The organism is Rhizobium sp. Root149, assembly GCF_001427345.1.
Classification (GTDB): domain Bacteria; phylum Pseudomonadota; class Alphaproteobacteria; order Rhizobiales; family Rhizobiaceae; genus Neorhizobium; species Neorhizobium rhizoryzae.
In genome coordinates this window covers 350,238-373,530 of the sequence record NZ_LMGD01000023.1, presented here as the reverse complement: position 1 = coordinate 373,530, position 23,293 = coordinate 350,238, and the positions used below count along the sequence as shown (strand labels likewise).

Below are 23,293 nucleotides of genomic sequence, written 5' to 3'. Positions count from 1 at the left end.
CAAAAGTTGAAAACTCCCATCTGAAAGCGCGCTGCTGCTCTGGGACCAAACCTTGGACCGCCGGGAATTAGAGTTTCCGGCTCTGATCACGATGGCTGGCTGGTAGCGCCACCGGGATTATGCAGTGCGATCGGGACGTTATAACCGATCGCCGAGTGAGGACGTTCCTCGTTGTAATATCGACGCCAAGTCTCCAACTTTTCGCGGGAATCTGCAAGGGTCAGGAACCAATGAGCATTCAGGCATTCCGATCGCAGCTTGCTGTTGAAGGCCTCGATGAAGCCGTTATCAGTCGGTTTGCCCGGGCGTGAGAAGTCCAGGGTGACGTTGTTGGCATAGGCCCAGAGGTCAAGATCACGGGAGATGAACTCGCTGCCATTATCCACCCTGATCGTCTTCGGATAGCCGGTCTTTCGGCAGATGCCTTCGAGGGTCTGGACGACATCCTCGCCGCGATAGGTGAAGCGAGCGTCGGCGGCCGNCACCCTGATCGTCTTCGGATAGCCGGTCTTTCGGCAGATGCCTTCGAGGGTCTGGACGACATCCTCGCCGCGATAGGTGAAGCGAGCGTCGGCGGCCGCGACCCTGGCGCCGTCCAAAATCCTTTCGGAGCAGCCATGACCATGCCCGCATCCACATCTCAACAGGCCCCGGCCATCCGCTTGTCCAGCGTCTACGAAAGCTATGGTGATCACCCTGTTCTGAAAAACATTAATGCCACGGTTGCACGCGGCGTGGTGGTGGTAATCTGCGGCCCGTCCGGTTCGGGAAAATCGACCCTGATCCGCACGATCAACCGTCTTGAAGAGATCAATAGCGGTTCGATCGTCTTCGACGGTCAGGATATTCACGCAGCGATGCCAGCGAAAAAGCTCAATCTTTTGCGCAGCAGCATCGGCTTCGTTTTCCAGAGCTTCAACCTGTTCCCGCATCTCTCGGTCATCGAGAACGTGTCGATATCGCCCATTCGCGTGAAAGGCGTCGCACCGGATCTGGCCCGCGCCAAGGCACTGAAACTGCTTGATCGGGTCGGACTTGCCGAAAAGGCGAACGCCTATCCCGGACAGCTCTCCGGTGGCCAGCAGCAGCGCGTGGCAATTGCCCGGGCACTCGCCATGGAACCGCCGATCATGCTGTTTGACGAGCCGACCAGTGCGCTTGATCCAGAGATGGTCGGAGAGGTTCTTGCGGTGATGAAAAGCCTGGCTGCCGAAGGCATGACCATGTTGTGCGTTACGCATGAAATGGGTTTTGCCCGAGACGTTGCCGACCGCATCTGGTTCATCGACGCGGGCGAAATTCTCGAGACGGCTCCACCGGAGGAGTTCTTCAAGACGCCTCGCCATCCCCGTGCGCAGCGCTTCCTCGCTGACCTGCGCCATTGAAATCCAAAACAAATAAACAAAGGAGAGCAGCAATGAACTGGAAATGCATCACCCTGGCGGCGGCACTTGCCGGTACCGCAGCCATCTCGCCGGCCAAGGCAGACCAACTCGACACCATCATGTCGTCGAAGACGCTGCGTTGCGCAACCTTTGCCGACGTACCTCCCTTCGCCTCGCCGGATCCGAAGACCCGTGAAATGGCAGGCTTCGACGTCGATCTCTGCAATGCGATTGGCAAGGCGCTGGGGGTCAAGGTCGAAATCAAGCCTGTTTCCGTCGAGGCGCGCGTTCCCGAGGTCAAACTCGGTCGCGTCGATATCACTGTTGCGAACCTCGCCTATACGCTGAGCCGCGCCGAGCAGATCCAGTTCAGCGACCCTTATTACCTCGCCAAGGAAATGCTGATCGTTCCGGCAGATGACCCCGGCAAAAGCAAAGCCGATTTCGAAGGCCAGCGCCTGGCATCGACCAAAGGCTCGACATCGGAAATGTCGATCAAGCTCAACAAATCCGATCCGCTGACTTTCCAGGACACTGCCTCGGCCTATCTCGCCGCCCAGCAGGGCAAGGCGCGCGGCATGGTTGCCAACACGATGACCACGACCAAGCTGGTCATGGAATCGAAGGCCAAGGGCAAGGAAATGCGGATGATCCCTGAGCCGATGCTCTATCAGCCGATCGGCATCGGCATGGCCAAGGATAACCCGGCGCTCACGGCCAAGATCAACGAGGTTCTGCGCAAGCTCGATACCTCCGGTGAACTCAACCAGATCTGGGACAAGTGGCTTGGCCCGAACACCGATTACAAGATGACGCGCACCGACAAGGTGGTGCCGCTTGCCGAACTGAAATTCGACCCCATCCCGTAAGCCGGACGGCCGGGACCCAACTCAACTGAAAAAATGACGATGCTCATGGCGGTGGAGATGGTTCTGCCGCCACGGGTATCCGTGCGAGGAATTCTAACGTGATCCACATAAAAGACATCGCAGAATGCCCATCGAAGACCGATATCGAGGCGCTCGCAAAGTTCTCTCCGGCAACCATTCATGAAGCGCAGGGTCGTCGTGGTGCATTATCGTCGCGATTGAAGCCGGTAGATTATCGCATGAAGCTGTGCGGCCCGGCCTTCACGGTCAAATCCTCGCCGCGCGACAACATCATGCTGCAGCTTGCCATCAATTATGCCAGGCCGGGCGACATCATCGTCGTTTCAGCCGGTGAATACGAAGAGGCTGGATCCTTTGGCGACGTGCTGGCCAATGCCTGCCTTGCAAAGGGTATCGGTGGTCTTGTGACCGATACCGGCGTGCGCGACACGCTGCAGCTTCGCGAACTAGGCTTGCCGGTCTTCTCGCTCAGCACCTGCATCAAGGGCACCGTCAAGGAGACCCTCGGCACGACCAACGATTCCATCATCGTCGGCGGTGAGATCATCCATCCGGGCGATGTCATTGTCGGAGATGCAGACGGTCTGGTCGTGGTACGCCGCGACGAGGTGGCGGACGTCGCAAAGCTTTCGCAGGCCCGCGAGGATGCCGAAGCAGGCTATATCGCTGCCTACAAGGCTGGAAAGTCAGTCGTGGAAGTCTCCAACCTGGAAGCCGTGCTGAAGGCAAAAGGTCTGGTCGTCGATATCTGATCGGCGGCCACACCGGTCGGCAACCACGGCGCTTTTCCCATGGTGAAAGGTCTGGATGACCTTCGCCCGTTCGCCCTTTCCGGGCAACGCACCTGTGACCGGTTCCTCGCACGCAGACTACCGTGACAGCCTGTCTTCGTCATCGATCAGGACGAGGCGGCTCGGCGTTGCGCTGCCCCACGCCCAAAGAACGAGATTGAGATCATCATCCGTTGCCGCAGGTGCGAAACTCTTCACGAGCAGTCCGCAAAAGCCGAGGGCAGCGAGGTGACGTGCGAATGTTTGTGTGCGCGCTTCGCCCGAAACCCTCATCTGGTCACGCCAGGTAGGATCGCTCAGTGCTGCCGCATCCATTCCCTGCGCCCGAACGGCCGCATCATCACGGCAGTCAAAAACAGGGTCGATATCGGCATCGTAGGAAACCAGCGTCGTCGGTTGGAGAGTGCCGACCTGGTTGGCCTCCTTGAGGGCTGTCATGATTGTCAGAGATGTGTAAAGGGCTGGTACGCCTTTCGGATTGAAGCGTCCGCCGTAGAATTCCGCGCCACGTCCCGACAAAGGCTCACGGGCATAGACCGGATTAAGCGCCCGATAGAGCTTCCCCTGATAATGCATCGACGAGACTATGCGTGGACGCCGGCGTCGACCGCGTCGATATAGTCAAGCACCTCGTCGGCACGACCGTCGCGGACCAGTTGCATCGCAGTCTGGCCGGAGAAGCCGGAGAGAGGCTCGGAGCGATACCAGGCGTAGGCCATCAAGGCCGAGCCAAAACGCCGTTCGACCTTGTTGACGATCTCGACCATCTCGCGCAGCCGTCGCTGCGTCTTGTCCGAGCGAACACGGTCCTTGCGCTGGACTGCGTCCTTTCCGAGTCCCGCCGTACGCGCGATCTCTTCACTGGTCGTGCGAAATGCATCCGCGATCTTGCGGGGTGCAAGCAATCCATCATCTGCATACTGGGTGAGGCCCATGGTCCACTCCCTCTAGGTAATGCCGCCGACATAGACGCAAGATAGCGTCAATATCAGCGGCATTCAATGCCTATCAGGATCTATTTAGGTGGAAGCGACAGCGGCGCAAGTTCCGACAGGGATCGTCCGCGCGGGTCGTTTGCCGGAATGCGCTCCTTTGCGAAGACCAGGGCATCGCGCATCACGTGGACGGCACCGTCGTAATCGAGACCCAGAAGCTTGCCATCCCTTGCGATGCACTGACCATCGACGTAGACGGCCTGAACCGCCCGTTCCGCCGCACAATGCAGGAGATTGCGCAGGGGATCATAGACCGGCTGCATAGCGGAGTGGTTGAGATCGATCAGCGAGAAGTCCGCTTTCGCGCCGACGGCGATGCGGCCGATATCTGTCCGACCGAGTGCCTTCGCGCCCCCCAAAGTGGCCATTTCGAAGATATCGGCAGTTTTTATGTCATGGACGCTTTTGCCGGCAATGCGCGAGCAGATCAGGGCGCGGCGCATCTCCTCCAGCATGTTGTAAGGATAGGTATCGGTTCCGATCCCGACATTGATGCCGTTTCGCCGGTATTTGCCGATCGATTCGAGGATCATCCCGCTTCGGGAGAACGTGACCGGGCAATGGGCAACCGTCGTGCCGCCCCTGGCCAGAAGCTGCATGTCGATCTCTGTCCGCTGCCGCGTCCAGGAATGGCTGTCGAGGAAGATGCAGTGACCGAGGATGAGGCGCTCGTTCAGAATGCCGAGCCTGTCGAGGTATTGCACGGCGGTCAGTCCTGTCCGGCGCAGCAATTCCTCATGCTCCGCCATCGTCTGGGCCGCATGGAGAGTGATTGGAATGTTGCGGCTTCTGGCAGCTGCCATCGCTTCGGTCAGGAGTTCGGGCGAGCAGGTCTCCACCTGCGATGGCGCCAGAATGCCGCCGAGGCGCGTTGACGGATGTGCCTCTGCCTCGTCCACGCAGGCTAGCGCTCGTGCAAAGGCTTCGCGTCCTTTGGCACTGTCCCAATGGTAATCAAGGCGGCGGCTGTCTTCCACATGCCAGCGCGCCTCACGAAAGCCCGGTGCGGCATAGGCTCTAGCACCACTTTTTACGAGCGTCGGAAGCCATTTGTCGTGCGGACCGGCAATATCGACAAGCGTTGTCACGCCGCTACGGATCAGGTCGCCCAGCATGATCGTGAGGGACGCCTCAAGCGCTTCCTCGCTGATCTCGACCAGCGTGGAATATTCATACATCGCCTGACCCCACAGGGCAGGGGTACCCATGTCGTCGAAAATGCCTTTCGACAGCGGTTCCTCGTCCGAATGGCAATGGATGTTGACGAGACCGGGCAGCAGCATTGTGTCCTTGCCATGCTCTTCACGTTCGAACGGTCCGTCGTAATGACCTCCGACATGCAGGATGCTGGCCTCGTCGAAGGCAATATCACCATCTGAGAGATAGGCATGGCCGCCGGTCTGCGGATCAAAAGCGACGATAGTCTCGATGTTTCGGATGACGTGTATGGGCTTGGTCATTTGTTCAGTCATGAGTTGTCCTGAAATAACGTTCGAGGAAGCGGCTATAGGCTCCCATCAGGGCGCTGAAGGCGAAGTAGACCGCGGCGGCAAAGACATATCCTTCGAGCACGGCGATGCCCTGCCAGACAGGATCACGCATGGCAGAGCGGACGGTATCGAGGAAATCGAGGAGACCGACGATCGTGACCAGCGTCGTGTCCTGGAAAAAGCCGATGAAAAGCGAGACGAGGGGAGGGATGACCTTCTTGATCGCCTGCGGCAGCACGATCTTGAACATGATCGGCCAGTAGCCGAGACCCAGAGAGGCGCCTGCCTCGATCTGTCCCTTTGGAACATCCTGCAAGCCGCCACGCACGATTTCTGCAATATAGGCGGCTGCAAAGATGATGATGGCGACCTGGGCACGCAAAAGTTTGTCGACGGTGACGCCCTCCGGCATGAACAGCGGCAGCATGACGGTTGCCATAAAGAGAATGCTGATCAGCGGTACGCCGCGGACGATTTCGATGAAGCTGGTGGCCAGAACCCGGATGACCGGGAGTTCTGACGCGCGCGACAAGGCAAGCAGGATGCCGAGCGGCAGCGCACAGGCAAGTCCGACGAAGGACAGCATGAAGGAAAGCGGCAAGCCGCCCCACTGGGTTTTCGGCACGGATGGCAGGCCGAACACGCCGCCTGCCATCAGGATATAGAGGACCGGCAGGATGCCGACGAGCCAGACAAGCAAGAGCCGCATGCTCCACAGCCGCGGCACCATGGAGACGATGGCGGCACAGAAGAACCCGAGAAGCGCCAGCATGGGTCGCCACTGTTCTTCATAGGGATAGAAGCCGAATGCCATGTAGCGAAGTTTGGACGTGAGGAATGGCCAACAGGCTCCAGTGGCGACCTTGCAGTCTTCCGGCCTGCCGGAAAAGGTTGCTTCCAGAAACAGCCAACGGATCGCGAACCATCCGATCGCCATGATGGCGACGGCACTGAGCACCGTGACCAGGGCATTGCCGGGCGTACCGAAAAGATCGCGCCAGAGAGCGTGCCGCCGCGGAGGGGGCAAACGGCTGGGCGTGGACGCGCCAAGGACGAGCTGGATTTCCGTCACGATCAACGCTCCTTCAGGGCAACCCGGGTGTTGTACCAGTTCATGAAAAGCGAGATCGCGATGGACAGGCCGAGATAGGCGCCCATGAAGATCGCAATGGTTTCCATGGCCTGCCCGGTCTGGTTCATGACCGTATTCGAGACCATCACAAGATCCGGATAGCCGATGGCGATGGCCAGCGAGCTATTCTTGAAAACGGTGAGATAGGTATTGGTCAAAGGCGGAATGATGAGCCTCAATGCCTGCGGCAGGATGACGAGGCGCATGGTCCGGCGTCTTGGCAGGCCGAGCGCGGTTGCTGCCTCCCATTGGCCCTTGTCGACGGCTTGGATGCCGGCACGCACGATCTCTGCCACGGTGGCCGATACGCTAAGCGTGAGCCCGAACAGCAGGGCAACGAATTCCGGCTTGACCTGCATGCCGCCTGTCAGGCGAAAGCGGCCTTGTTCCGGCAGGCCGAACTTCAGCGAAATCCCGTCCAGAACAATCAGCAGTACGATCGGTGCCGCGATTGCAAGGAGGGCAAGAAGCGTTCCGTGGTTCGGTTTTCCGGTCGTCAGCCGACGGTGCAGTGACAGGCGCCGGATGAGGAATGCGCCAACCAGGCCAATTGCAAGGGCAGCGACAGTCGGCGCAAGACCCCGCACGAATTCGACCGAAGGAATGGCAAGGCCGCTGTTTGACAGGTAGACATGCGGCAGGACAGGCAGTGCCGCACGGACCGGGGGCAGGACATTGATGATGACCGCATACCAGAACAACAGGTACAGCAGCAGCGGCACGTTTCTCAGCGCCTCGACATAAAGCAGCATCAGCCGTTGCAGAAGCGGATTGCGTGACATGCGGCCAATGCCGACGAGAAGCCCCAGCACGGTTCCGAAAAAGGCCGCGAGGACGGAGACCTTGATGGTGTTGGCAAGACCAACCAATAGAGCGCGTGAAACAGAATCGGTCGGCTGGTAGGCAATGGTGGTTTCGCTGATGACGAAGCCTGCCTGTCGCGACAGGTAGGAAAACCCGGTCGCAATATCCTGTCTTTCCAGGTTGTGGCTGGCGGTGGCAAACATGGACCACGCGATCAGACCGATGATGCAGATTGTCAGCCCTTGATAGAAGAGCGCGCGGTAGCGCGCATCATGCAGCAGAGCCATTCAAAGCCCTCCGTCCGGAAAACTGCCAGGGATGGCTGCGCCCGCCAGGCGGGCGCCAACCGGTCTCAACGGAAAGGAGGTGCGTAGAGCAGGCCGCCAGCATTCCACGGGGTATTGGGGCCGCGGGTCATGCCAAGGCTGGTCTTTTCGCCCAATGCGCGATCGAAGACTTCGCCGTAGTTGCCGACCGACTTGATAATGTTGTAGCCCCACTTCTTGTCGAGCTTCAGCATCTCGCCGAGATTGTCAGACGCGCCGAGCATGCGAAGCACTTCCGGGTCCTCGCTCTTCAGCTTCTCATCGACATTGGCCTTGGTGATACCCTTTTCCTCGGCGGCCATCAGCATCCAGACGGACCAGGATACGATATCGCGCCAGTTGGAATCGTTCTGGCGAACGCCAGGCGCCAGGGGTTCCTTTGAGATGGTTTCAGGCAGAACGACATAATCGTCCGGCTTGTTGGAAACGGCACGGATCGAGGCAAGGTCCGAGCGGTCGGACGAAATTGCATCGCAACGGCCGCTGAAGAATGCGGCGCGGTTTTCATCCGGGCTCTCGAACACGACGATCTCGAACTTGGCGCCGAGCTTGCTGAAGAAATCCGTGAGGTTCTGTGCCGTCGTTGTGCCAGGCAGGGTGCAGATCGCGGCGTCCTTCAGTTCGGCAGCACTTTTGACGCCGAGCGACTTGGAAACCATCAAGCCTTGACCGTCATAGAAAACCACGGGTCCGAAATCGATGCCGAGCGACGCTTCACGCGTGAAGGTCACGGTCGTCTGGCGGGACAGGATGTCGATTTCACCCGATTGCAGCGCCTGAAAGCGCGTATTGATATTGGTGGGGATGTATTCGACCTTCTCGCCGTCTCCAAAAACGGCAGCAGCGACGGCACGGCAGATATCGGCGTCGAAGCCTTCCATGCGGCCCTTGTCGTTCGGTGCCGCAAAACCGGGCGATGCGAGCGAGACGCCGCACACCAGCTTGCCACGCTTCTTGACGGTATCGAGCGTATCCGCATGCGCGAAACTTGCCCCCATGAAACCGAGAACAGCGGCCACGCAGCCAACCAAAGTCTGTTTTTTCATTCTTTCCTCCCAAAAAGATTGTCTACATTCCCCTTGGCAGCTCCTCCCTGCCAGACCCATGGCAATGCATACACAATTGTCTACAATGACTCTCTTGTGTTGGCAATGGTTACCCGAAGCCATAGGACATTTATAATATACTTCGTGATATCTCACTACTGCAAGCCCGAGTTGATGGCTTTAGATGACATTCTTCTGATCAAGAATATCGACAAGATGGCCGCCTAACGTGGCGTTCCCCGGGGTGAAGGCGCCCATAGCCTTGGGCATGAAGAGTTGCGGACATTGTCCAGAACCTCCTCGGACAGGATCGCCGCGAGGGGAGAGACTGGTCGCAGGGCACAATGGCAAGGTTCGTTCGCACCGCCTTTTGATAGAGCATGGTGACGCGGAAGCGGCGCCGCTGTTCGCGCAGCGAGCGTCTCTAAAATTCTTTGTCGACCGATATGAGCCAACTTTGACTGCAATAATTGTCAACAATATAATTGACAATGTAAGCCTGTGAAACAATACTCGCGCTGCCTGGGGTTCATGGCCGCACAGGCTCATACACGACAAACAAAAAGGGGAACCCATGTCCCGTGTGAAAAGCTTTATCCTCGCAGCAATGGCTGCGGCTGCCATCGCCGTTCCAGCCAGCGCAGAAACACTTCGCTGGGGCGGACGCGCCGATCTGTTTTCGCTGGACCCCTATTCGGTTCCGTCCACGTCGAACCTCGCCTTCCTCAATCACGTCTATGAAGGTCTCGTTCGCTATGGGCCCGACTTCAAGATCGAGCCTGCGCTGGCCACCGAGTGGAAGCTGATCGATGGCAAGGCATGGCGTTTCACGCTGCGCAAGGACGTGAAGTTCCACGATGGTGCAGAGTTCACAGCCGATGACGTGGTGGCCTCTTTCAAGCGTACCTCCGATGCCACATCGCCGCTTCGCGGCAATATTCCGCTCTTTGCAGGCGTGACCAAGGTTGATGACTACACAGTCGACATCGCCGTCTCCGCGCCAACCTCGCTCTTCCTCAACGACATCACCAACATCTTCATCTTCGACGCGGGCTGGCTGAAGGCCAACAACAGCGAGAAGCCGACGGATGTTGCCACGAAGACGGAAGGCTATACCACCATGCACACGAACGGCACGGGTCCGTTCAAGCTGGAAAGCCGCGTGCCGGACAGCAAGACGGTGCTCGTCGTCAACCCAGCCTGGTGGGACCAGAAGAAGCATAATCTCGATCGGATCGAATTCGTGCCCATCGCTTCGGCGGCCACCCGCGTTGCAGCCCTTCTGTCCGGCGAGATCGACCTGATCGACAGCGCCCCGATCCAGGATCTTCCACGACTGGAATCGTCGAACGGCATTACGGTGAAGAAGCGCACCGAACTGCGCACCGTCTTCCTCAACTTCAACCGCAAGGAAAAGCTTGAGGACGGCCGCCCCAACCCGTTCAACGATATCCGCGTCCGTCAGGCCGTTGAAGCGACGATCGACCGCGACCTGATCAACAAGAAGGTCATGCGTGGCCTTGCCCGTCCATCCGGCTCACTGATCGCTCCGGAAATTGCAGGCTATGACAAATCACTCGACACCTTCGCCCCGTCCAATCCGGAGCTTGCCAAGAAGCTTCTGGCGGAAGCTGGTCAGACAAACCTTGCCTTCACCTATACCTGCATGAACGACGAGAGCATCAACGAAGAAGATATCTGCTCGGGCATTGCCAACATGATGAAGCGCGGCGGCTTCAACCCGACAATCGATATCGCGCCACGCGCAGTCCAGACGCCGAAGCGCAGCGCCGGCAAGGCCGACATGTTCAACCTGAGCTGGGCGAACGAGCCGACGCTGGATGCCTATTCGATGCTGGCGCAAATCCTGTCCACCAAGCAGGGCGCCATGGGCGTGTCCAACTATGGCAACTGGTCGTATCCTGAACTGGACAAGCTGGTGGCGGCTGCCGCGCAGGAGCCGGACAATGCCAAGCGGCTGGCGCTTGAAGGCAAGGCGCTGAAGATCGCCAAGGATGAGGTTATTCTCATTCCGCTTCATCAGCAGCCGATAGCCTGGGCCATGCTGGGTTCGGTCAAGAGTGTCGACTTCCGTGCCGACAACAAGCCGCGTCACTGGCTGACGCAGATGGGCAAGTAAGAGGTTGGGCAATGAATGAGGCGCGTGGTTCAGACGCGCCTCGATCATTCACATGCAGGTCGCAGATGGCCTGCCTCCCCTCGATATGACCGATCAGGCCCTCCGGTCCTTCTCCGAGGGTGGCCGTTTAAGAGGTTCCCATGCTGGTATTTATCATCAAGCGCCTGGGGAATGCGATCCTGGTGATGCTTGCCGTTGCCATGCTTGCCTTTCTGATCTTCCAACTCGCGGGCGATCCTGTCGAACTGATGGTGGGCGAGCAGACATCGCAGGCCGACAAGGATGCGCTGCGCGAGCGCCTTGGCCTGAACGACAGTATGCTGACGCAATATGTCCGTTTCGTTGGCGATGCGGTTCAGGGCAATTTCGGCGTCTCCTACCGGAATGGCCAGCAGGTTCTGCCGCTGATTGCGGAGCGCTTTCCGGCAACGCTCGAACTGGTGCTGGTTGCGACCTTCCTGTCGCTCGTCATTGGTCTGCCCCTTGGGGTCATTACGGCCATCCAGCGCGGCAAATGGTATACGGAGAGCCTGCAATTTCTCTCCATCATCGGGGTGTCGCTGCCGAGTTTCGTGGTCGGCATCCTGCTCATTCTGGTCTTTGCCGTTATTCTTGGATGGGCGCCTTCCTTCGGGCGCGGCGAAGTGGTGCAGTTTGGCTGGTGGTCCACCGGTCTTCTGACCTCTTCCGGCCGCGCTGCGCTCATTCTGCCATCCATTGCACTGTCGCTCTACCAGATCACGCTCGTCATGCGGCTGGTGAGAGCCGAGATGCTCGAAGTTCTCAGATCGGATTATGTGAAATTTGCCCGCGCCCGCGGCATTCCGCGCTGGCGCATCTATTTCCGCCATGCGCTCCGCAACTGTCTCATGCCGGTCGTAACACTGACGGCCATGAATGTCGGATCCCTGATTGCCTTTGCGCTGATCACGGAAACCGTGTTCCAGTGGCCGGGCATGGGCATGCTGTTCATTCAGGCGGTGACATTCCTCGATATGCCGGTGATGGCTGCCTATCTCTGCATCATCTCCTTCATCTTCGTCGTGCTGAACACGTTGGTCGATATCGCCTATGCGGTGATCGATCCGCGTCTGCGCACCGCGCGCTAACCTGGAGATCCGAGTTCGATGACTCTCGTGCAAACGACCAAGAGCGAAACAGAAAGCCGGCCAGCGCGCCCGCCACTTCTGACACGTATCCGCAACAGCGATATCTGGTGGTCGTTCAGGAACAGCCGCCCCGCCCAGATCAGCGCCTTCGTGTTGATGATCCTGGTCCTTGCGGCCATTTTCGCGCCGCTGATTGCTCCGCAAAATCCCTATGACGGCGCGTCTCTAGACATGTGGAAGGCGGAGCTGCCGCCCGTCTGGATCGAAGGCGGCGAGTGGCCCTATCTTCTGGGCACCGATACGCAAGGGAGAGACATGCTGTCGGCCATTCTGTACGGCACGCGCATCTCCATCGTCATCGGCGTTGCCTCCGTCGTGCTGTCCCTGATCATCGGCATGACGGCGGGCCTTCTATCCGGTTACTTCGGCGGTTTTATCGACAATCTGCTGATGCGCTTCGGTGATATCACGCTCTCTATTCCCACCATCCTCGTTGCCATTCTGGTCTCGACGGTGGTGCGGCAGATGCTGCCGGAACATTTGCGGGAGGCGGGTGCCTCCGCCGTTCTCGTGCTTGCCATCTCGCTCTCGGCCTGGGTTCAATATGCCCGTACAGTGCGGGCGCAGGCGATTGTCGAAAGCGGCAAGGATTATGTCTCTGCGGCCAAACTGATCGGCGTTCCTGCACGCCGCATCATGATGCTGCACATTCTGCCCAACACGCTGACGCCAATCATGGTCGCCGCAACGCTGAATTTCGGCATGGCGATCCTGACGGAAGCGACGCTCTCGTTTCTGGGCATCGGCATGCCGCCGACCCAGCCATCGCTTGGCACCCTGATCCGCATCGGCAACCAGTTCCTGTTTTCCGGTTCCTGGTGGATCGTCCTCTTCCCCGTCATTCAGCTCTGCCTTCTGGTCGTCACCGTCAATATGCTCGGCGACTGGCTGCGCGATGCCCTTAATCCGAAACTGAGGTAAGCCCCATGCACGACCTTCTTCTGCGCAATGTCCGGCCCATGGCTGGCGAAAGCTGCGACATCCTCATCAGGAACGGCAAGATTGCGGGCTTCGGAACGTTTGAAGCTGACGGCGCAATGCCTGTCGAGGACGGGCAGGGGGCGATCATTGCGCCGGGCCTCATCGACGCCCATACTCATCTCGACAAGACGACCTGGGGCCAGCCCTGGCACGTCAACAACCGCGCTGCGATCCTGCGCGGCCGCATCGACTTCGAGCGCGAAAACCGCAAGCAAATCGGCATTGATCCGCATCGGCAATCCATGCGTCACGCCATCGGCCTTGCCGCAAACGGTGCTAGCCATATTCGAAGCCATGTCGATATCGATACGACCCATGGCCTGTCTCTGGTGGAAGGTGTCTGGCAGACCCGTGATGCGCTGAAAGGCATCATCGATATCGAGATCGTCGCCTTTCCGCAGTCAGGCGTCATGGTCATGCCGGGAACTGTGGAGCTTCTGGACGAGGCGCTGCGTCAGGGCTGTGAAGTGCTGGGCGGTATCGATCCCTGTGGGATTGATCGCGACCCCAAAGGCCAGTTGGACATTCTCTTTGCGCTGGCGGTGAAGCATGGGGTCGACATCGACATCCATCTTCATGAGACAGGCGATCTGGGCGCCTTCACCATGGAGTTGATCTTCGAGCGCATCCGCGCCAATGGCATGGAAGGTCGTGTTGCCATCAGCCACGCCTTCGCGCTGGGCATGAACGATTACTTACGCGTCGGCAAGCTGATCGACGAGATTGCCCGGCTCGACGTTGCGATCCTGACGACAGGCGCACCCTCGGCGACGGTGCCGTCCATCATGAGGCTGAAGGAAGCGGGTGTGCGGGTTGGCGGCGGCTGCGATGGCATTCAGGATACCTGGGGTCCATGGGGCCAGCCCGACATGCTGGACCGCGCCAAGATCATCGGCATGAAAAACGGACTGCGCTCAGATATTGAACTTGCGCATGTGCTGCATGTCGTTTCGCAAGGCGGAGCCGATGTCATGCGGTTGAAGGATTATGGTCTCGCCATTGGCTGCAACGCCGATTTCACGCTGCTGACCGGTGAGACGCTCGCCCACGCGGTTGTCGATGTCGCGCCGAGGCCCATGGTGGTCAAGGGTGGCCGCGTTGTTGCCCGTCAGGGCAAGGCCATCGTGGAGATGCCGTGATGGACGATCTGTCTCAGGATCTCGGAAGACGTCCCGAAGGTCGTACACTTGTCACAGCAAGCTGGGTAGTCGGTCATGAAGACGGTCGGCACTGCCTGTTGCGCAACGGTGAAGTGGTGTTCGAACACGGAGAAATCCTTTTCGTCGGCCACGACTTTCCGGGCGAAGTGGCGCGCCGCATCGATTATGGCAACGCGCTGATCAGCCCCGGCCTGATCGATCTCGATGCACTGTCCGATCTCGACACGACCATTCTGGGCATAGATCATCATCCCGGCTGGGCGAAAGGCCGCGTGTGGCCGCGCTCCTATGTGGAGGCCGGTCCCTATGAAATGTACACCCCGGAGGAACTGGCGTTCCAGAAACGTTTCGCCTTCGGGCAATTGCTACTGAACGGAATTACGACCGCGGCACCCATCGCATCACTGTTCTACCGGGAGTGGGGCGAGACCGTCGCTGAATTCGATGCTGCCGCCGATGCGGCTGGCGAGCTTGGCCTGCGGGTCTATCTCAGCCCCGCCTATCGCTCGGGTGGCATGGTGCTGGAAGCTCCGGGCCAGATGGTTCCGGTCTTCGATGAGGAGCGCGGTTTTCAGGGACTGAAGGACGCCATTGCCTATATCGAGAGGCAGAACGGTCGCCACGGCGATCTCGTCCGTGGCGTGCTGGCACCGGACCGCGTGGAGACATCGACGCTGGCACTGATAAAGCGTACCGATGCGGCGGCGCGCGATCTCGGCTGCAAGTTCCGTCTGCATATGGCGCAAGGTGCCATGGAAGTGGAAACTGTGCGCAAGCTGCACGGAACGACCGCTCCGGTTTGGCTTGCCAGGGCCGGTTTGTTGAACGAGCGGCTGATTGCGCCGCATGCCACGAATGCGACGGAAGAGGATCTTGCGCTCTACGCGGACCACGGCGTTTCCATCGTTCATTGTCCGCTGGTGTCGGGTCGTGGCGGCAGCATTCTCAATTCCTTCTCCGCCTGCCGCAAGCGCGGCATCAACATTGCCATGGGAACGGATACGACACCGCCGGACATGCTTATGAACCTGCTGGTCGGCCTGATCACCGGTCGCATTGCCGATGGTGCGCCCGACAGGCTTCGCTCTGCAGATCTGTTCGACGCGGCGACCATTGGCGGCGCGCGTGCGCTTGGCCGTGACGATCTCGGTCACCTCTCGGTGGGTGCACGCGCCGATATCGCGGTCTTCGATCTGGACGATGCGATCATGGCACCTTCCATCGATCTGATCACGACGCTGGTGACGGGCGGATCGGGCAAGGTGACCCGTGCAGTCTTCGTCGATGGGCGGGTGTCCATGACATCCCGCAAGGTGGTTGGCATGGACATGCACACAGCCCGCGTTCAAGCTCAAGCGCAATATGATCGCCTGATCGCAAAATATCCGGAGCGTAGCTACGGCAACCCTCCGGTTTCCGACATTTTTCCACCCAGCTACCCGATTGTGGAGAAGGCCCATGGCTGACATGCAGCAGGCGGTCATCAATGTCCGCAATCTGAAAGTGGAATTTCCCGGCCGTCGCGGCACCGTCACCGCTCTTTCCGATGTGAGCCTTTCGATCCGTCCCGGCGAAATCCTTGGCGTGGTCGGCGAATCCGGAGCGGGCAAATCCATGACCGGCCTTGCCATCCAGGGACTGCTGGAGCGGCCCGGACGCATTGCCGGCGGAGAGGTGTGGCTCGGTGAGCGGCGGATCGACACGCTGAAGGATCGGGAGATGGAGAAGATCCGTGGTCGGGAAATCGGCGCTATCTTCCAGGACCCACTGACCTCGCTCAATCCGCTGTTTACAGTGGGCGCGCAGTTGACCGAAACCATCCGCCAGCATCTGCCGCTCGGCCGTGCCGAGACGCGCGCCCGGGCCATCCAACTGCTCCGTGATGTTGGCATTCCCTCGCCAGACGAGCGTTTCGACCAGTATCCGCACCAGTTTTCCGGCGGCATGCGCCAGCGTGTGGTGATTGCCTTGGCGCTCGCCGCATCGCCGAAACTGATCATCGCGGACGAGCCGACAACGGCGCTTGACGTTTCCATTCAGGCGCAGATCATTTCGCTGCTGCGTCGCCTGTGCAAGGAAAAGCAGACGGCGGTGATGCTCGTGACCCACGACATGGGCGTGATTGCCGAAGCCGCCGACCGGGTGGCTGTGCTGTATGCGGGCAGGCTGATCGAGATCGGCCCTGTCGAGCAGGTGCTGCATTCGCCGCGCCACCCCTATACGCAAGGGCTTATGGCTTCCATCCCGTCTCTTGGCGCCCGCGTTCACAAGTTGAACCAGATCGATGGCGCCATGCCGAGACTGAATGCGATACCGCCCGGATGCGCCTTCAATCCGCGCTGTCGGCAGGCAGGTCCACGCTGTCTTCGCGAACGCCCCGAACTCATTGCCGCGGGTGACGGCGCCAGCGCCTGCTGGCTGAACGCAGGAGGAACCGCATGAACCAGACGGCGAAGAAACCACAGGCGCTGACCGTCAACGGGCTGGTCAAGACATTCGATGTTTCCGCGCCATGGCTCAACCGCGTGATCGAGCGCAAGCCAAGACAGTTCGTGCGGGCGGTGGCCGATATCGATTTTTCCGTTCCGGCAGGCGGATGCCTCAGCATCGTCGGCGAAAGCGGTTGCGGCAAATCGACCGTTGCGCGGCTGGTGACCGGATTGTTTAAGCCCAGCGCCGGTGAAATCCGCTTCGCGCCAGGGCGCAACAATGCCCCCTTGTCAGCACAGATGATCTTTCAGGATCCCTATGCCTCGCTCAATCCGCGCTGGCGGGTGAAGAACATCATTGCCGAGCCGCTGCGCGAACTGAAGCTGCGTAAGACGGCGGCTGAGGTAACAGAACGGGTCGAGGAATTGCTGGGCATCGTGGGCTTGTCAGCGTCCGATGGCGAGAAGTTTCCGCATGAATTCTCGGGCGGTCAGCGTCAACGTATTTCCATTGCGCGAGCGCTCGCCAGCGAACCGGAATTCCTGGTGTGCGACGAGCCGACCTCGGCGCTCGATGTTTCGGTGCAGGCACAGGTTCTCAATCTGATGCGGCGGTTGCAGGATGAACTTGGCCTGACCTACCTCTTCATCAGCCATGACATGAGCGTGGTAAGACACATGTCGGACCGGATCGCGGTCATGTATCTCGGGCGGATCGTGGAGGAAGGGGAAACGGAAGAGCTGTTCGCCAATCCGCGCCATCCCTACACAAAGCTCCTGTTACAGACGATCCCGAATATTGCCGAGCCGAATCGCGACCGTGAACCGGCGGTAGGGGAGGTGCCGAGCCCGCTGAAGCCACCGAGCGGGTGTGCGTTTCATCCCCGCTGCCCGATTGCGACAGCCCGCTGTTCGGCGGAATTGCCTGCCGTGCGGACGCTGGCTACAGGCACACGGGTGGCGTGTCACCTGGTCACGGAGGATGCGGTTCCTGTCTGAACTTCGATGTCAGGCAAGCGCTGCGCGCAGGTCGTGCGAGAGATCACGGATCTCGGTGAGATCGAGCTCCGATTCAACATGGTCGAGATGGTGTGCCATGAGGTGCACCGCCTTCTCGGCATCGTTGGCTGCAATCGCATCCACGATTTCCGCATGCTCGTCCGGACCGCAGTTGAAACGATTGGTGTTGCGGTAGACGGCAGTGATCAGGGAGGAGCGTGCGATGAGATCGCGCATCGTCGTGAACAGGAAATCAGAGCCGACTGTCTCGGCGAGCAAGAGATGGAAACCGCCGGAGAGCTTGATGATATCCGTGGTAATGTCCTGCGCGTTCGCGACCCGCTCCTTTGCGACATGGTCGCGCAACCGCTTCAGATCCGATTTCGAAATCGACTTGCACAAGCGTTCGACAATGCAGCGTTCCACGGTGCGGCGAACGAAGAACACGTCGCGAGCTTCTTCAACCGAGGGTTTGGATACGAAGGCGCCGCGATTGGGAACAATCGTGACAAGACCATCGCGCTCCAGAACCGTCAGCGCCTGCCGGATGCGGGCACGGCTGACGGCGAAGATTCCGGCCAGTTGCTCTTCTTTCAACTGGACGCCGGGACGCAGTCTGCGCTCCGCAATGGAAAGCCAGACTTTCTCGACAATCTGCTGTGTGGAAGGGCCGTTTGCCTCAGTCATCACCTTACTCCCGATCGGGGCTAGAGAAGCGTGATACGGCGGAAAAAGTCAACTGTAACAGGCGGATTTCGATTGCAGAATTGTCGACAATATGAAACGATATTGTATATCATCAGCAGGAACTGAATTATGGAATTCGACTTTACCGTGCTTGAGGCGCAGAGCCGCTACCGTCTGCTGACAAATTTCATCGGCCCGCGTCCGATTGCGCTGGTCACGACCCGCTCTGAGGCCGGACACAACAACGCAGCGCCCATGAGCTTTTTCAACGTATTCTCGCACGATCCACCCATCGTGGTGCTGGGCATCCAGACACGCCTCTCAGGCGAGGAAAAGGATACGGTCGCCAATATCCGCCGAACGCAGGAATTTGCGATTTCCATGGTGGATATGACGATTGCCCAGCAGATGCTGGTCTGCGGTCTGGGTTTCGATACGGAAGTCGATGAACTGGCCATGGCGGGCCTGACAGCGAAGCACTGCAGCCAGATCGATGTCTGCTATCCGGCGGAGGCTCCTTGCGTCTTCGAATGCCGGGTGGAACGCCTGATCGATTACCATCGGCGCACTCTGGTTCTCGGCGAAGTGGTTCACATGCATGTGCGTCCGGAATGCATGGATGCAGAGGGGCGATATGTGGATCCGGAGCATTATCAGCCCATCGCTCGCCTGCATGCCGACAACTACATCACCTCGGACCGCCAGTTCGTTCTGACCGCTCCTCCGATATCCGATTTCATCAAGCCCCAAGACCAGTAAGGTCTTTGAAAGGTTCGACTTCATGCATATTCGCCTGATCAACCCCAACTCGACCGCATCCATGACTGCCCAGGCGCTGGAAAGCGCGTTGCGCGTCAAGCAACGGGATACACAGGTCACGGCCGTCAATCCGACGGATACGCCGGTCAGCATCGAAGGGGGCGCGGACGAAGCCATGGCCGTGCCGGGCATGCTGGCGGAAATCCGCAAGGGTGAGAAGCAGGGTGTCGATGCCTATGTGCTTGCCTGTTTTGATGATCCCGGCCTTCATGCGGCACGTGAAGTGGCAAAAGGGCCGGTTATCGGCATCTGTCAGGCGGGCATTCAGGTGGCGATGACCATCAGCCGGCGGTTCTCCATCGTCACGACGCTGCCGCGGTCGATACCGATCATCGAGGATCTGGTCAGTGATTATGGCGCAGATCGTCACTGCCGCCGGGTGAGGTCCATCGATCTGCCGGTTCTGGGTCTGGAAGAAGACCCTGCCGCTGCCGAGCGCCTGCTGATCCGCGAAATCGAGGCCGCGAAAAAGGAAGACGGTGCGGAAGCCATTATTCTCGGCTGCGCGGGCATGTCGGCGCTGTGCGAGCGCCTGCAGACGGTAACGGGGGTACCCGTCATCGATGGCGTAACGGCCGCCATCAAGCTTGCGGAAGCGCTGGTTGGGGCAGGCTACACCACCTCAAAAGTTAGCGCCTATGATTATCCCCGCATCAAGCATGCCGAGGTGGCCGCCGTCGCCTGAGGGCGAAAGGGTGTCCGCCTTTTCTCCGCCGGTCTGTGCCGGCGGGGCTTAAATTTCGACAATTGTCCGCAGGAATTTTCCGCAATCGGCCAGCGCGGACTGCGCGGCGGGAACCATGCGCGCCCGTGCGCAGAAGCCGTGCACCATGCCCTCGTATTCGACCACCTCGGCAGTCGTGCCGGATGATGCAAGGCGTTCGGCGAGCCAACGGGAATCATCGCGCAGGACATCGAGTTCCGCTACTCCAAGCCAAAGGGGTGGCAAGCCTTTAAGATCGGCCTTCATGGGAACGGCATAGGGGCTGTTGCGCATTTCCGGATCCGGCAGATAGTCGGCGAAATAGGTTGCCATGGCGTCGCGCGGCAGGCCAAATCGTCCGTCGCCGAATTCCCGGTAGCTTGGCGTATCGAGATCATCACCGTAGACGCCATAGAACAGACCCATCGCAACCGGCAACGGCCGACCTTCATCCCGTAGTTTGAGCCATGCTCCCAAGGCCAGGTTTGCACCTGCCGATGCACCACTCAGCATCAGCCTGTTGCAGGGCCTCCCCCTGAAAACACCGCCCACCATGGCCCATTCGATGGCGCGGACCACATCCTGCAGAGGTGCGGGGAAGGGATGTTCCGGAGCAAGACGGTAGGATATGGAAAGGACCGGCAGGCCGCTTGCTGCGGCAAGGCCACGGGCCTGCCAGTCGCTGGCGTCGATGGAGCCCTGTTGCCAGCCGCCGCCATGGACAAACAGGATGGCGGCATCACCTTCAGCTTCCGGACGGTACAGACGGGCAGGCAGGGAAGGCTCCCCCGGTATCGTGAGGTCTTCCACATGCGCGATGGCAGGTGCACCTTCCGCCCAGAAGCGGGCGAGACGGTTCAACTGTGCACGCCTCGAAAGGAGATCGGCAGGCTGACCGCCATCCTCTTCGATCAGCCGTGCATTTTCCTGGATGGCAAGCGCCATGTTCTGTTCGAGTGGCACAGTCTTGCTCCCCGCTTTGTCCTCACTCCGGGCTGACCCGCCCACGCCATCCGGAATATGTTAGTAAAGCATGTTCTCAAGCAAGAGTTTCGAGCCTTTGGGTCTGCCGCGCGATCAGCATTTCGATTTCGGCAATGGCCGCAGCATTCAGGCCAGCACCTGGCCTGCGCTGGGCCGCGCTCCCAATCGCGCCGCGTTTGGCAAGCACATACTTACGGACCGCAAGGCCGATGCCCGGCTGCTGTTCATAGCGCACGAGAGGCAGGTAAGCATCGAATACATCCTGCGCCGCTTCATGCCTGCCTTCATTGCTGAGGCGCACGACGTTCGCCATCATTTCGGGATAGGCAAAGCCCGTCATGGCGCCGTCGGCACCACGACGCATTTCTTCCGGCAGGAAGGCGCCTGCATTTCCGCACAGGATGGAGACACGACGACTGCCTTCCGTCTCGGCCTGACGCAGATCCGAGATCTTCTGCAGTCCCGGCCAGTCCTCGTGCTTCAGCATGACGATGCTGGGATGGGCTTCGAAGATGACGCGCAGCGTCTTCGTGGAAATCTGCACGCCGGTTGAAAGCGGAAAGTCCTGCAGCACCACCGGAACGTCTTTCCCGACGGTCTCCACCACGTTTCGGTAATAGCCGATGATCTGCTCGTCCGTGCGCAGCGATGAGGGCGGCGCAACCATGACGCCAGCGGCACCCAGATCCATCACGGCACCGGTCAATTCGCCAAGGGCGGCGAGACCGGGGGCCGAAACACCCACGACGACGGGCATATTACCAGCACGCGCCAAAGTTCGCCGCGTGACCTCAATCGATTCTGCCTGCGTAAGTTTCGGTGCCTCGCCCATCATTCCCAGAATGGTCAGCCCGTCGGCACCTTTCTCCGCGTAGAAATCGACCATGCGATCGATACTGTCGTGATCGAGCGCACCTGTTTCCAGGAACGGCGTCACGGCAATGACGAAAACGCCTCTGGAGCTTGACGTGATATGTGCCATCGAAAAATTTCCTATTCGAACCAATGGGATTGACCACGGCGCACATAGTGTCCGTCGCCGGGCTGGTTGAGGATGTCTTGTCCGTCGAAGGCGAGTTCGCCTGAGAGATAGGTCCGGCTGACGGTGATGTTGAAGCGACGACCGTCAAACGGGCTCCAGTTCAGGTCATCATGGGCGTTCTGCGCGTTCCAGATCTGTGGCGTCCGGCTGACGACGGTCAGATCCGCATCCGATCCAATCCGGATCGCGCCCTTTTGCGGCCAAAGACCGAAGAACTTTGCTGGCCGCTCACACAGTTGTTCCACGGTCATTGCCGCGGCATCGAAACCGCGTTCATCGGCGGCGGTGTAGAAGGCAGGCAACAGTGTCTCAAGGCCCGGAACGCCTGCACCGGCGTCGAAGATGGAGTCTGTAAACTTGTTGTCGATCGGCCAACTGGAATGGTCCGAACTGACGAAGGCGACGCGGCCAGATACGACTTCCTCCCACAAGGGCTCGATCTGGCCAGGGCGAATGGGCGGATTGACCTTCATGCGGGCACCCAGTTCCTCGCCATCGCGCTCCGGATCGAACCACAAATAGTGAACGCAAAGCTCGCCTGTCGCGCGGAAACCATCTGCCAGATAGTTGTCTACCAGCTGGAAGCCGCGCGCTGTTGTCAGGTGAACAATATGGGCATGGGCACCGGCTGAGGCACCAAGCTCCAGAAACTGCGCCGTCGCCGCAAGCTCGGCGGCGGGAGGGCGGCTGGCGGAATGGGCCTGTATGCCGTTCTGTCCGGCGGCCTTTGCCGCTGCAATATAGGCGCGCACAATCTCCTGATCCTCATTATGGACACCGAGCGGCAGCGGGGTATCGGCGAGGGCGTGGAAAAGACGCAATATCTGATCCGACGATATGCGCGGAAACCGGGTCGGGCTGCTTTCGAAGGTCGAGATCTTGAAGGCAACAACGCCACCGTCGATCAGCGACGCGACATCCTCCATCGATTGGCCGGGCAGAACGGTTCCATAGAGCGCCACATGGGCATGGGCATGCTGCTCGATGGCTTCGACTTTCTCCTTCAGCCTTTGCAGGTCATTGAGAGGTGCCGGATTGTCATAGGGCATGTCGACGATGGTGGTGATGCCGCCGGCGATGGCCGAGCGCGTGGTGGAGCGGATGCCGGGCAGTCCGCCATAGCTGCAGGCATGCGTCTGGCCGTCAATGATGCCGGGCAGGATCAGCTCGTCGCCGCAATCATGGACCTGTGCGTCCGAGGGCGGCTCACTGGTGCCGATGGCTTCAATTTTGCCAGCGGAAATGCCGATCCAGGCATTTTCCAGAGGGCCATCGGGAAGAACCGCGGTTCCACGCAGGATGAGATCGAAACCCATGGGTG

22 protein-coding genes and 1 pseudogene are annotated in these 23,293 nt (G+C 59.6%); 12 read left to right on the top strand and 11 right to left on the bottom strand.

The annotated features are described in order from the left end of the window. Positions 1-86: 86 nt before the first annotated feature. Positions 87-481 (bottom strand): annotated as a pseudogene (locus ASD54_RS21630) (integrase core domain-containing protein); the annotation flags it as partial. Positions 482-617: 136 nt separating this feature from the next. Between ASD54_RS21630 and ASD54_RS21625 the strand changes: the two are divergent. From ASD54_RS21625 to ASD54_RS21615, 3 genes are all read left to right on the top strand, one after another. Continuing rightward, positions 618-1,385, top strand: coding sequence for an amino acid ABC transporter ATP-binding protein (locus ASD54_RS21625; RefSeq protein ID WP_062556632.1), 768 nt, complete (start codon positions 618-620; stop codon positions 1,383-1,385). A 32-nt stretch (positions 1,386-1,417) separates the two neighbouring features. After that, a complete protein-coding gene (locus ASD54_RS21620) occupies positions 1,418-2,254 on the top strand; it encodes an ABC transporter substrate-binding protein (RefSeq protein WP_062556631.1) in 837 nt (278 codons plus the stop codon). A 98-nt stretch (positions 2,255-2,352) separates the two neighbouring features. Then, positions 2,353-3,027, top strand: a complete 675-nt coding sequence (locus ASD54_RS21615; RefSeq protein ID WP_062556630.1) for a 4-carboxy-4-hydroxy-2-oxoadipate aldolase/oxaloacetate decarboxylase — start codon at positions 2,353-2,355, stop codon at positions 3,025-3,027. Between the two features lie 117 nt (positions 3,028-3,144). Here ASD54_RS21615 and ASD54_RS21610 read toward each other — a convergent pair whose 3' ends face one another. From ASD54_RS21610 to ASD54_RS21585, 6 genes are all read right to left on the bottom strand, one after another. Continuing rightward, complete coding sequence (locus ASD54_RS21610; RefSeq protein WP_062556629.1) at positions 3,145-3,642, bottom strand: RES domain-containing protein; 498 nt, start codon at positions 3,640-3,642, stop codon at positions 3,145-3,147. 8 nt (positions 3,643-3,650) lie between these two features. Next, a complete protein-coding gene (locus ASD54_RS21605; protein ID WP_062556628.1) occupies positions 3,651-4,001 on the bottom strand; it encodes an antitoxin Xre/MbcA/ParS toxin-binding domain-containing protein in 351 nt (116 codons plus the stop codon). An 80-nt stretch (positions 4,002-4,081) separates the two neighbouring features. After that, positions 4,082-5,533, bottom strand: a complete 1,452-nt coding sequence (locus ASD54_RS21600; protein WP_244484816.1) for an amidohydrolase family protein — start codon at positions 5,531-5,533, stop codon at positions 4,082-4,084. Continuing rightward, positions 5,526-6,623, bottom strand: a complete 1,098-nt coding sequence (locus ASD54_RS21595; protein WP_082547351.1) for an amino acid ABC transporter permease — start codon at positions 6,621-6,623, stop codon at positions 5,526-5,528. The genes ASD54_RS21600 and ASD54_RS21595 overlap by 8 nt, the downstream gene beginning before the upstream one ends. A 2-nt stretch (positions 6,624-6,625) precedes the next feature. Beyond that, positions 6,626-7,774 carry an ABC transporter permease subunit gene (locus ASD54_RS21590; protein WP_062556627.1) on the bottom strand — a complete coding sequence of 383 codons (1,149 nt, stop codon included), beginning with the start codon at positions 7,772-7,774 and terminating at the stop codon, positions 6,626-6,628. 65 nt (positions 7,775-7,839) lie between these two features. Continuing rightward, the gene (locus ASD54_RS21585) at positions 7,840-8,859 is read right to left on the bottom strand and encodes an amino acid ABC transporter substrate-binding protein (RefSeq protein WP_062556626.1); all 1,020 of its coding nucleotides are present in this window, start codon (positions 8,857-8,859) and stop codon (positions 7,840-7,842) included. Positions 8,860-9,433: 574 nt separating this feature from the next. On the opposite strand from ASD54_RS21585, the gene ASD54_RS21580 reads away from it, so the two are divergent. The 7 genes from ASD54_RS21580 (at position 9,434) to ASD54_RS21550 (ending at position 17,737) form a co-directional block, all read left to right on the top strand. Further along, on the top strand, positions 9,434-10,999 hold the full coding sequence (locus tag ASD54_RS21580) for an ABC transporter substrate-binding protein (RefSeq protein ID WP_062556625.1): 1,566 nt from the start codon (positions 9,434-9,436) through the stop codon (positions 10,997-10,999). A gap of 140 nt (positions 11,000-11,139) precedes the next feature. Next, positions 11,140-12,108, top strand: coding sequence for an ABC transporter permease (locus tag ASD54_RS21575; RefSeq protein ID WP_062556624.1), 969 nt, complete (start codon positions 11,140-11,142; stop codon positions 12,106-12,108). An 18-nt stretch (positions 12,109-12,126) separates the two neighbouring features. Next, entirely contained in the window at positions 12,127-13,089 is a 963-nt protein-coding gene (locus tag ASD54_RS21570) for an ABC transporter permease (protein ID WP_062556623.1), read from the top strand. A gap of 5 nt (positions 13,090-13,094) precedes the next feature. Then, positions 13,095-14,288, top strand: a complete 1,194-nt coding sequence (locus ASD54_RS21565; RefSeq protein WP_062556622.1) for an amidohydrolase family protein — start codon at positions 13,095-13,097, stop codon at positions 14,286-14,288. After that, on the top strand, positions 14,288-15,775 hold the full coding sequence (locus tag ASD54_RS21560; protein WP_062556621.1) for an amidohydrolase family protein: 1,488 nt from the start codon (positions 14,288-14,290) through the stop codon (positions 15,773-15,775). Before ASD54_RS21565 ends, ASD54_RS21560 begins: the two co-directional genes overlap by 1 nt. Beyond that, the gene (locus tag ASD54_RS21555; protein WP_062556620.1) at positions 15,768-16,751 is read left to right on the top strand and encodes an ABC transporter ATP-binding protein; all 984 of its coding nucleotides are present in this window, start codon (positions 15,768-15,770) and stop codon (positions 16,749-16,751) included. The genes ASD54_RS21560 and ASD54_RS21555 overlap by 8 nt, the downstream gene beginning before the upstream one ends. Beyond that, positions 16,748-17,737, top strand: a complete 990-nt coding sequence (locus ASD54_RS21550; protein ID WP_062556619.1) for an ABC transporter ATP-binding protein — start codon at positions 16,748-16,750, stop codon at positions 17,735-17,737. The genes ASD54_RS21555 and ASD54_RS21550 overlap by 4 nt, the downstream gene beginning before the upstream one ends. Before the next feature lie 9 nt (positions 17,738-17,746). Here ASD54_RS21550 and ASD54_RS21545 read toward each other — a convergent pair whose 3' ends face one another. After that, complete coding sequence (locus ASD54_RS21545) at positions 17,747-18,424, bottom strand: GntR family transcriptional regulator (protein ID WP_062556618.1); 678 nt, start codon at positions 18,422-18,424, stop codon at positions 17,747-17,749. 129 nt (positions 18,425-18,553) lie between these two features. On the opposite strand from ASD54_RS21545, the gene ASD54_RS21540 reads away from it, so the two are divergent. Together ASD54_RS21540 and ASD54_RS21535 are read left to right on the top strand one after the other, a co-directional pair. Next, on the top strand, positions 18,554-19,183 hold the full coding sequence (locus tag ASD54_RS21540) for a flavin reductase family protein (RefSeq protein WP_062556617.1): 630 nt from the start codon (positions 18,554-18,556) through the stop codon (positions 19,181-19,183). 22 nt (positions 19,184-19,205) lie between these two features. After that, positions 19,206-19,928 carry an aspartate/glutamate racemase family protein gene (locus tag ASD54_RS21535; protein ID WP_062556616.1) on the top strand — a complete coding sequence of 241 codons (723 nt, stop codon included), beginning with the start codon at positions 19,206-19,208 and terminating at the stop codon, positions 19,926-19,928. 48 nt (positions 19,929-19,976) lie between these two features. Here ASD54_RS21535 and ASD54_RS21530 read toward each other — a convergent pair whose 3' ends face one another. From ASD54_RS21530 to ASD54_RS21520, 3 genes are all read right to left on the bottom strand, one after another. Beyond that, positions 19,977-20,909, bottom strand: a complete 933-nt coding sequence (locus ASD54_RS21530; protein ID WP_062556615.1) for an alpha/beta hydrolase — start codon at positions 20,907-20,909, stop codon at positions 19,977-19,979. A gap of 76 nt (positions 20,910-20,985) precedes the next feature. Next, positions 20,986-21,912: a dihydrodipicolinate synthase family protein gene (locus tag ASD54_RS21525; protein WP_062556614.1), complete on the bottom strand. Its 927-nt coding sequence runs from the start codon at positions 21,910-21,912 to the stop codon at positions 20,986-20,988. An 11-nt stretch (positions 21,913-21,923) separates the two neighbouring features. Then, positions 21,924-23,288: an amidohydrolase family protein gene (locus ASD54_RS21520; protein WP_062556613.1), complete on the bottom strand. Its 1,365-nt coding sequence runs from the start codon at positions 23,286-23,288 to the stop codon at positions 21,924-21,926. Between the last annotated feature and the right edge of the window lie 5 nt (positions 23,289-23,293).

Excerpts from the sequence above, each read along its gene's own strand:
- ASD54_RS21570 (WP_062556623.1), top strand. The coding sequence starts at position 12,127 with ATGACTCTCGTGCAAACGACCAAGAGCGAAACAGAAAGCCGGCCAGCG.
- ASD54_RS21580 (WP_062556625.1), top strand. The coding sequence starts at position 9,434 with ATGTCCCGTGTGAAAAGCTTTATCCTCGCAGCAATGGCTGCGGCTGCC.
- ASD54_RS21535 (WP_062556616.1), top strand. The coding sequence starts at position 19,206 with ATGCATATTCGCCTGATCAACCCCAACTCGACCGCATCCATGACTGCC.
- ASD54_RS21540 (WP_062556617.1), top strand. The coding sequence starts at position 18,554 with ATGGAATTCGACTTTACCGTGCTTGAGGCGCAGAGCCGCTACCGTCTG.
- ASD54_RS21565 (WP_062556622.1), top strand. The coding sequence starts at position 13,095 with ATGCACGACCTTCTTCTGCGCAATGTCCGGCCCATGGCTGGCGAAAGC.
- ASD54_RS21545 (WP_062556618.1), bottom strand. The coding sequence starts at position 18,424 with ATGACTGAGGCAAACGGCCCTTCCACACAGCAGATTGTCGAGAAAGTC.
- ASD54_RS21575 (WP_062556624.1), top strand. The coding sequence starts at position 11,140 with ATGCTGGTATTTATCATCAAGCGCCTGGGGAATGCGATCCTGGTGATG.
- ASD54_RS21590 (WP_062556627.1), bottom strand. The coding sequence starts at position 7,774 with ATGGCTCTGCTGCATGATGCGCGCTACCGCGCGCTCTTCTATCAAGGG.
- ASD54_RS21555 (WP_062556620.1), top strand. The coding sequence starts at position 15,768 with ATGGCTGACATGCAGCAGGCGGTCATCAATGTCCGCAATCTGAAAGTG.
- ASD54_RS21525 (WP_062556614.1), bottom strand. The coding sequence starts at position 21,912 with ATGGCACATATCACGTCAAGCTCCAGAGGCGTTTTCGTCATTGCCGTG.
- ASD54_RS21550 (WP_062556619.1), top strand. The coding sequence starts at position 16,748 with ATGAACCAGACGGCGAAGAAACCACAGGCGCTGACCGTCAACGGGCTG.
- ASD54_RS21610 (WP_062556629.1), bottom strand. The coding sequence starts at position 3,642 with ATGCATTATCAGGGGAAGCTCTATCGGGCGCTTAATCCGGTCTATGCC.
- ASD54_RS21520 (WP_062556613.1), bottom strand. The coding sequence starts at position 23,288 with ATGGGTTTCGATCTCATCCTGCGTGGAACCGCGGTTCTTCCCGATGGC.
- ASD54_RS21625 (WP_062556632.1), top strand. The coding sequence starts at position 618 with ATGACCATGCCCGCATCCACATCTCAACAGGCCCCGGCCATCCGCTTG.
- ASD54_RS21605 (WP_062556628.1), bottom strand. The coding sequence starts at position 4,001 with ATGGGCCTCACCCAGTATGCAGATGATGGATTGCTTGCACCCCGCAAG.
- ASD54_RS21620 (WP_062556631.1), top strand. The coding sequence starts at position 1,418 with ATGAACTGGAAATGCATCACCCTGGCGGCGGCACTTGCCGGTACCGCA.
- ASD54_RS21585 (WP_062556626.1), bottom strand. The coding sequence starts at position 8,859 with ATGAAAAAACAGACTTTGGTTGGCTGCGTGGCCGCTGTTCTCGGTTTC.
- ASD54_RS21600 (WP_244484816.1), bottom strand. The coding sequence starts at position 5,533 with ATGACTGAACAAATGACCAAGCCCATACACGTCATCCGAAACATCGAG.
- ASD54_RS21560 (WP_062556621.1), top strand. The coding sequence starts at position 14,288 with ATGGACGATCTGTCTCAGGATCTCGGAAGACGTCCCGAAGGTCGTACA.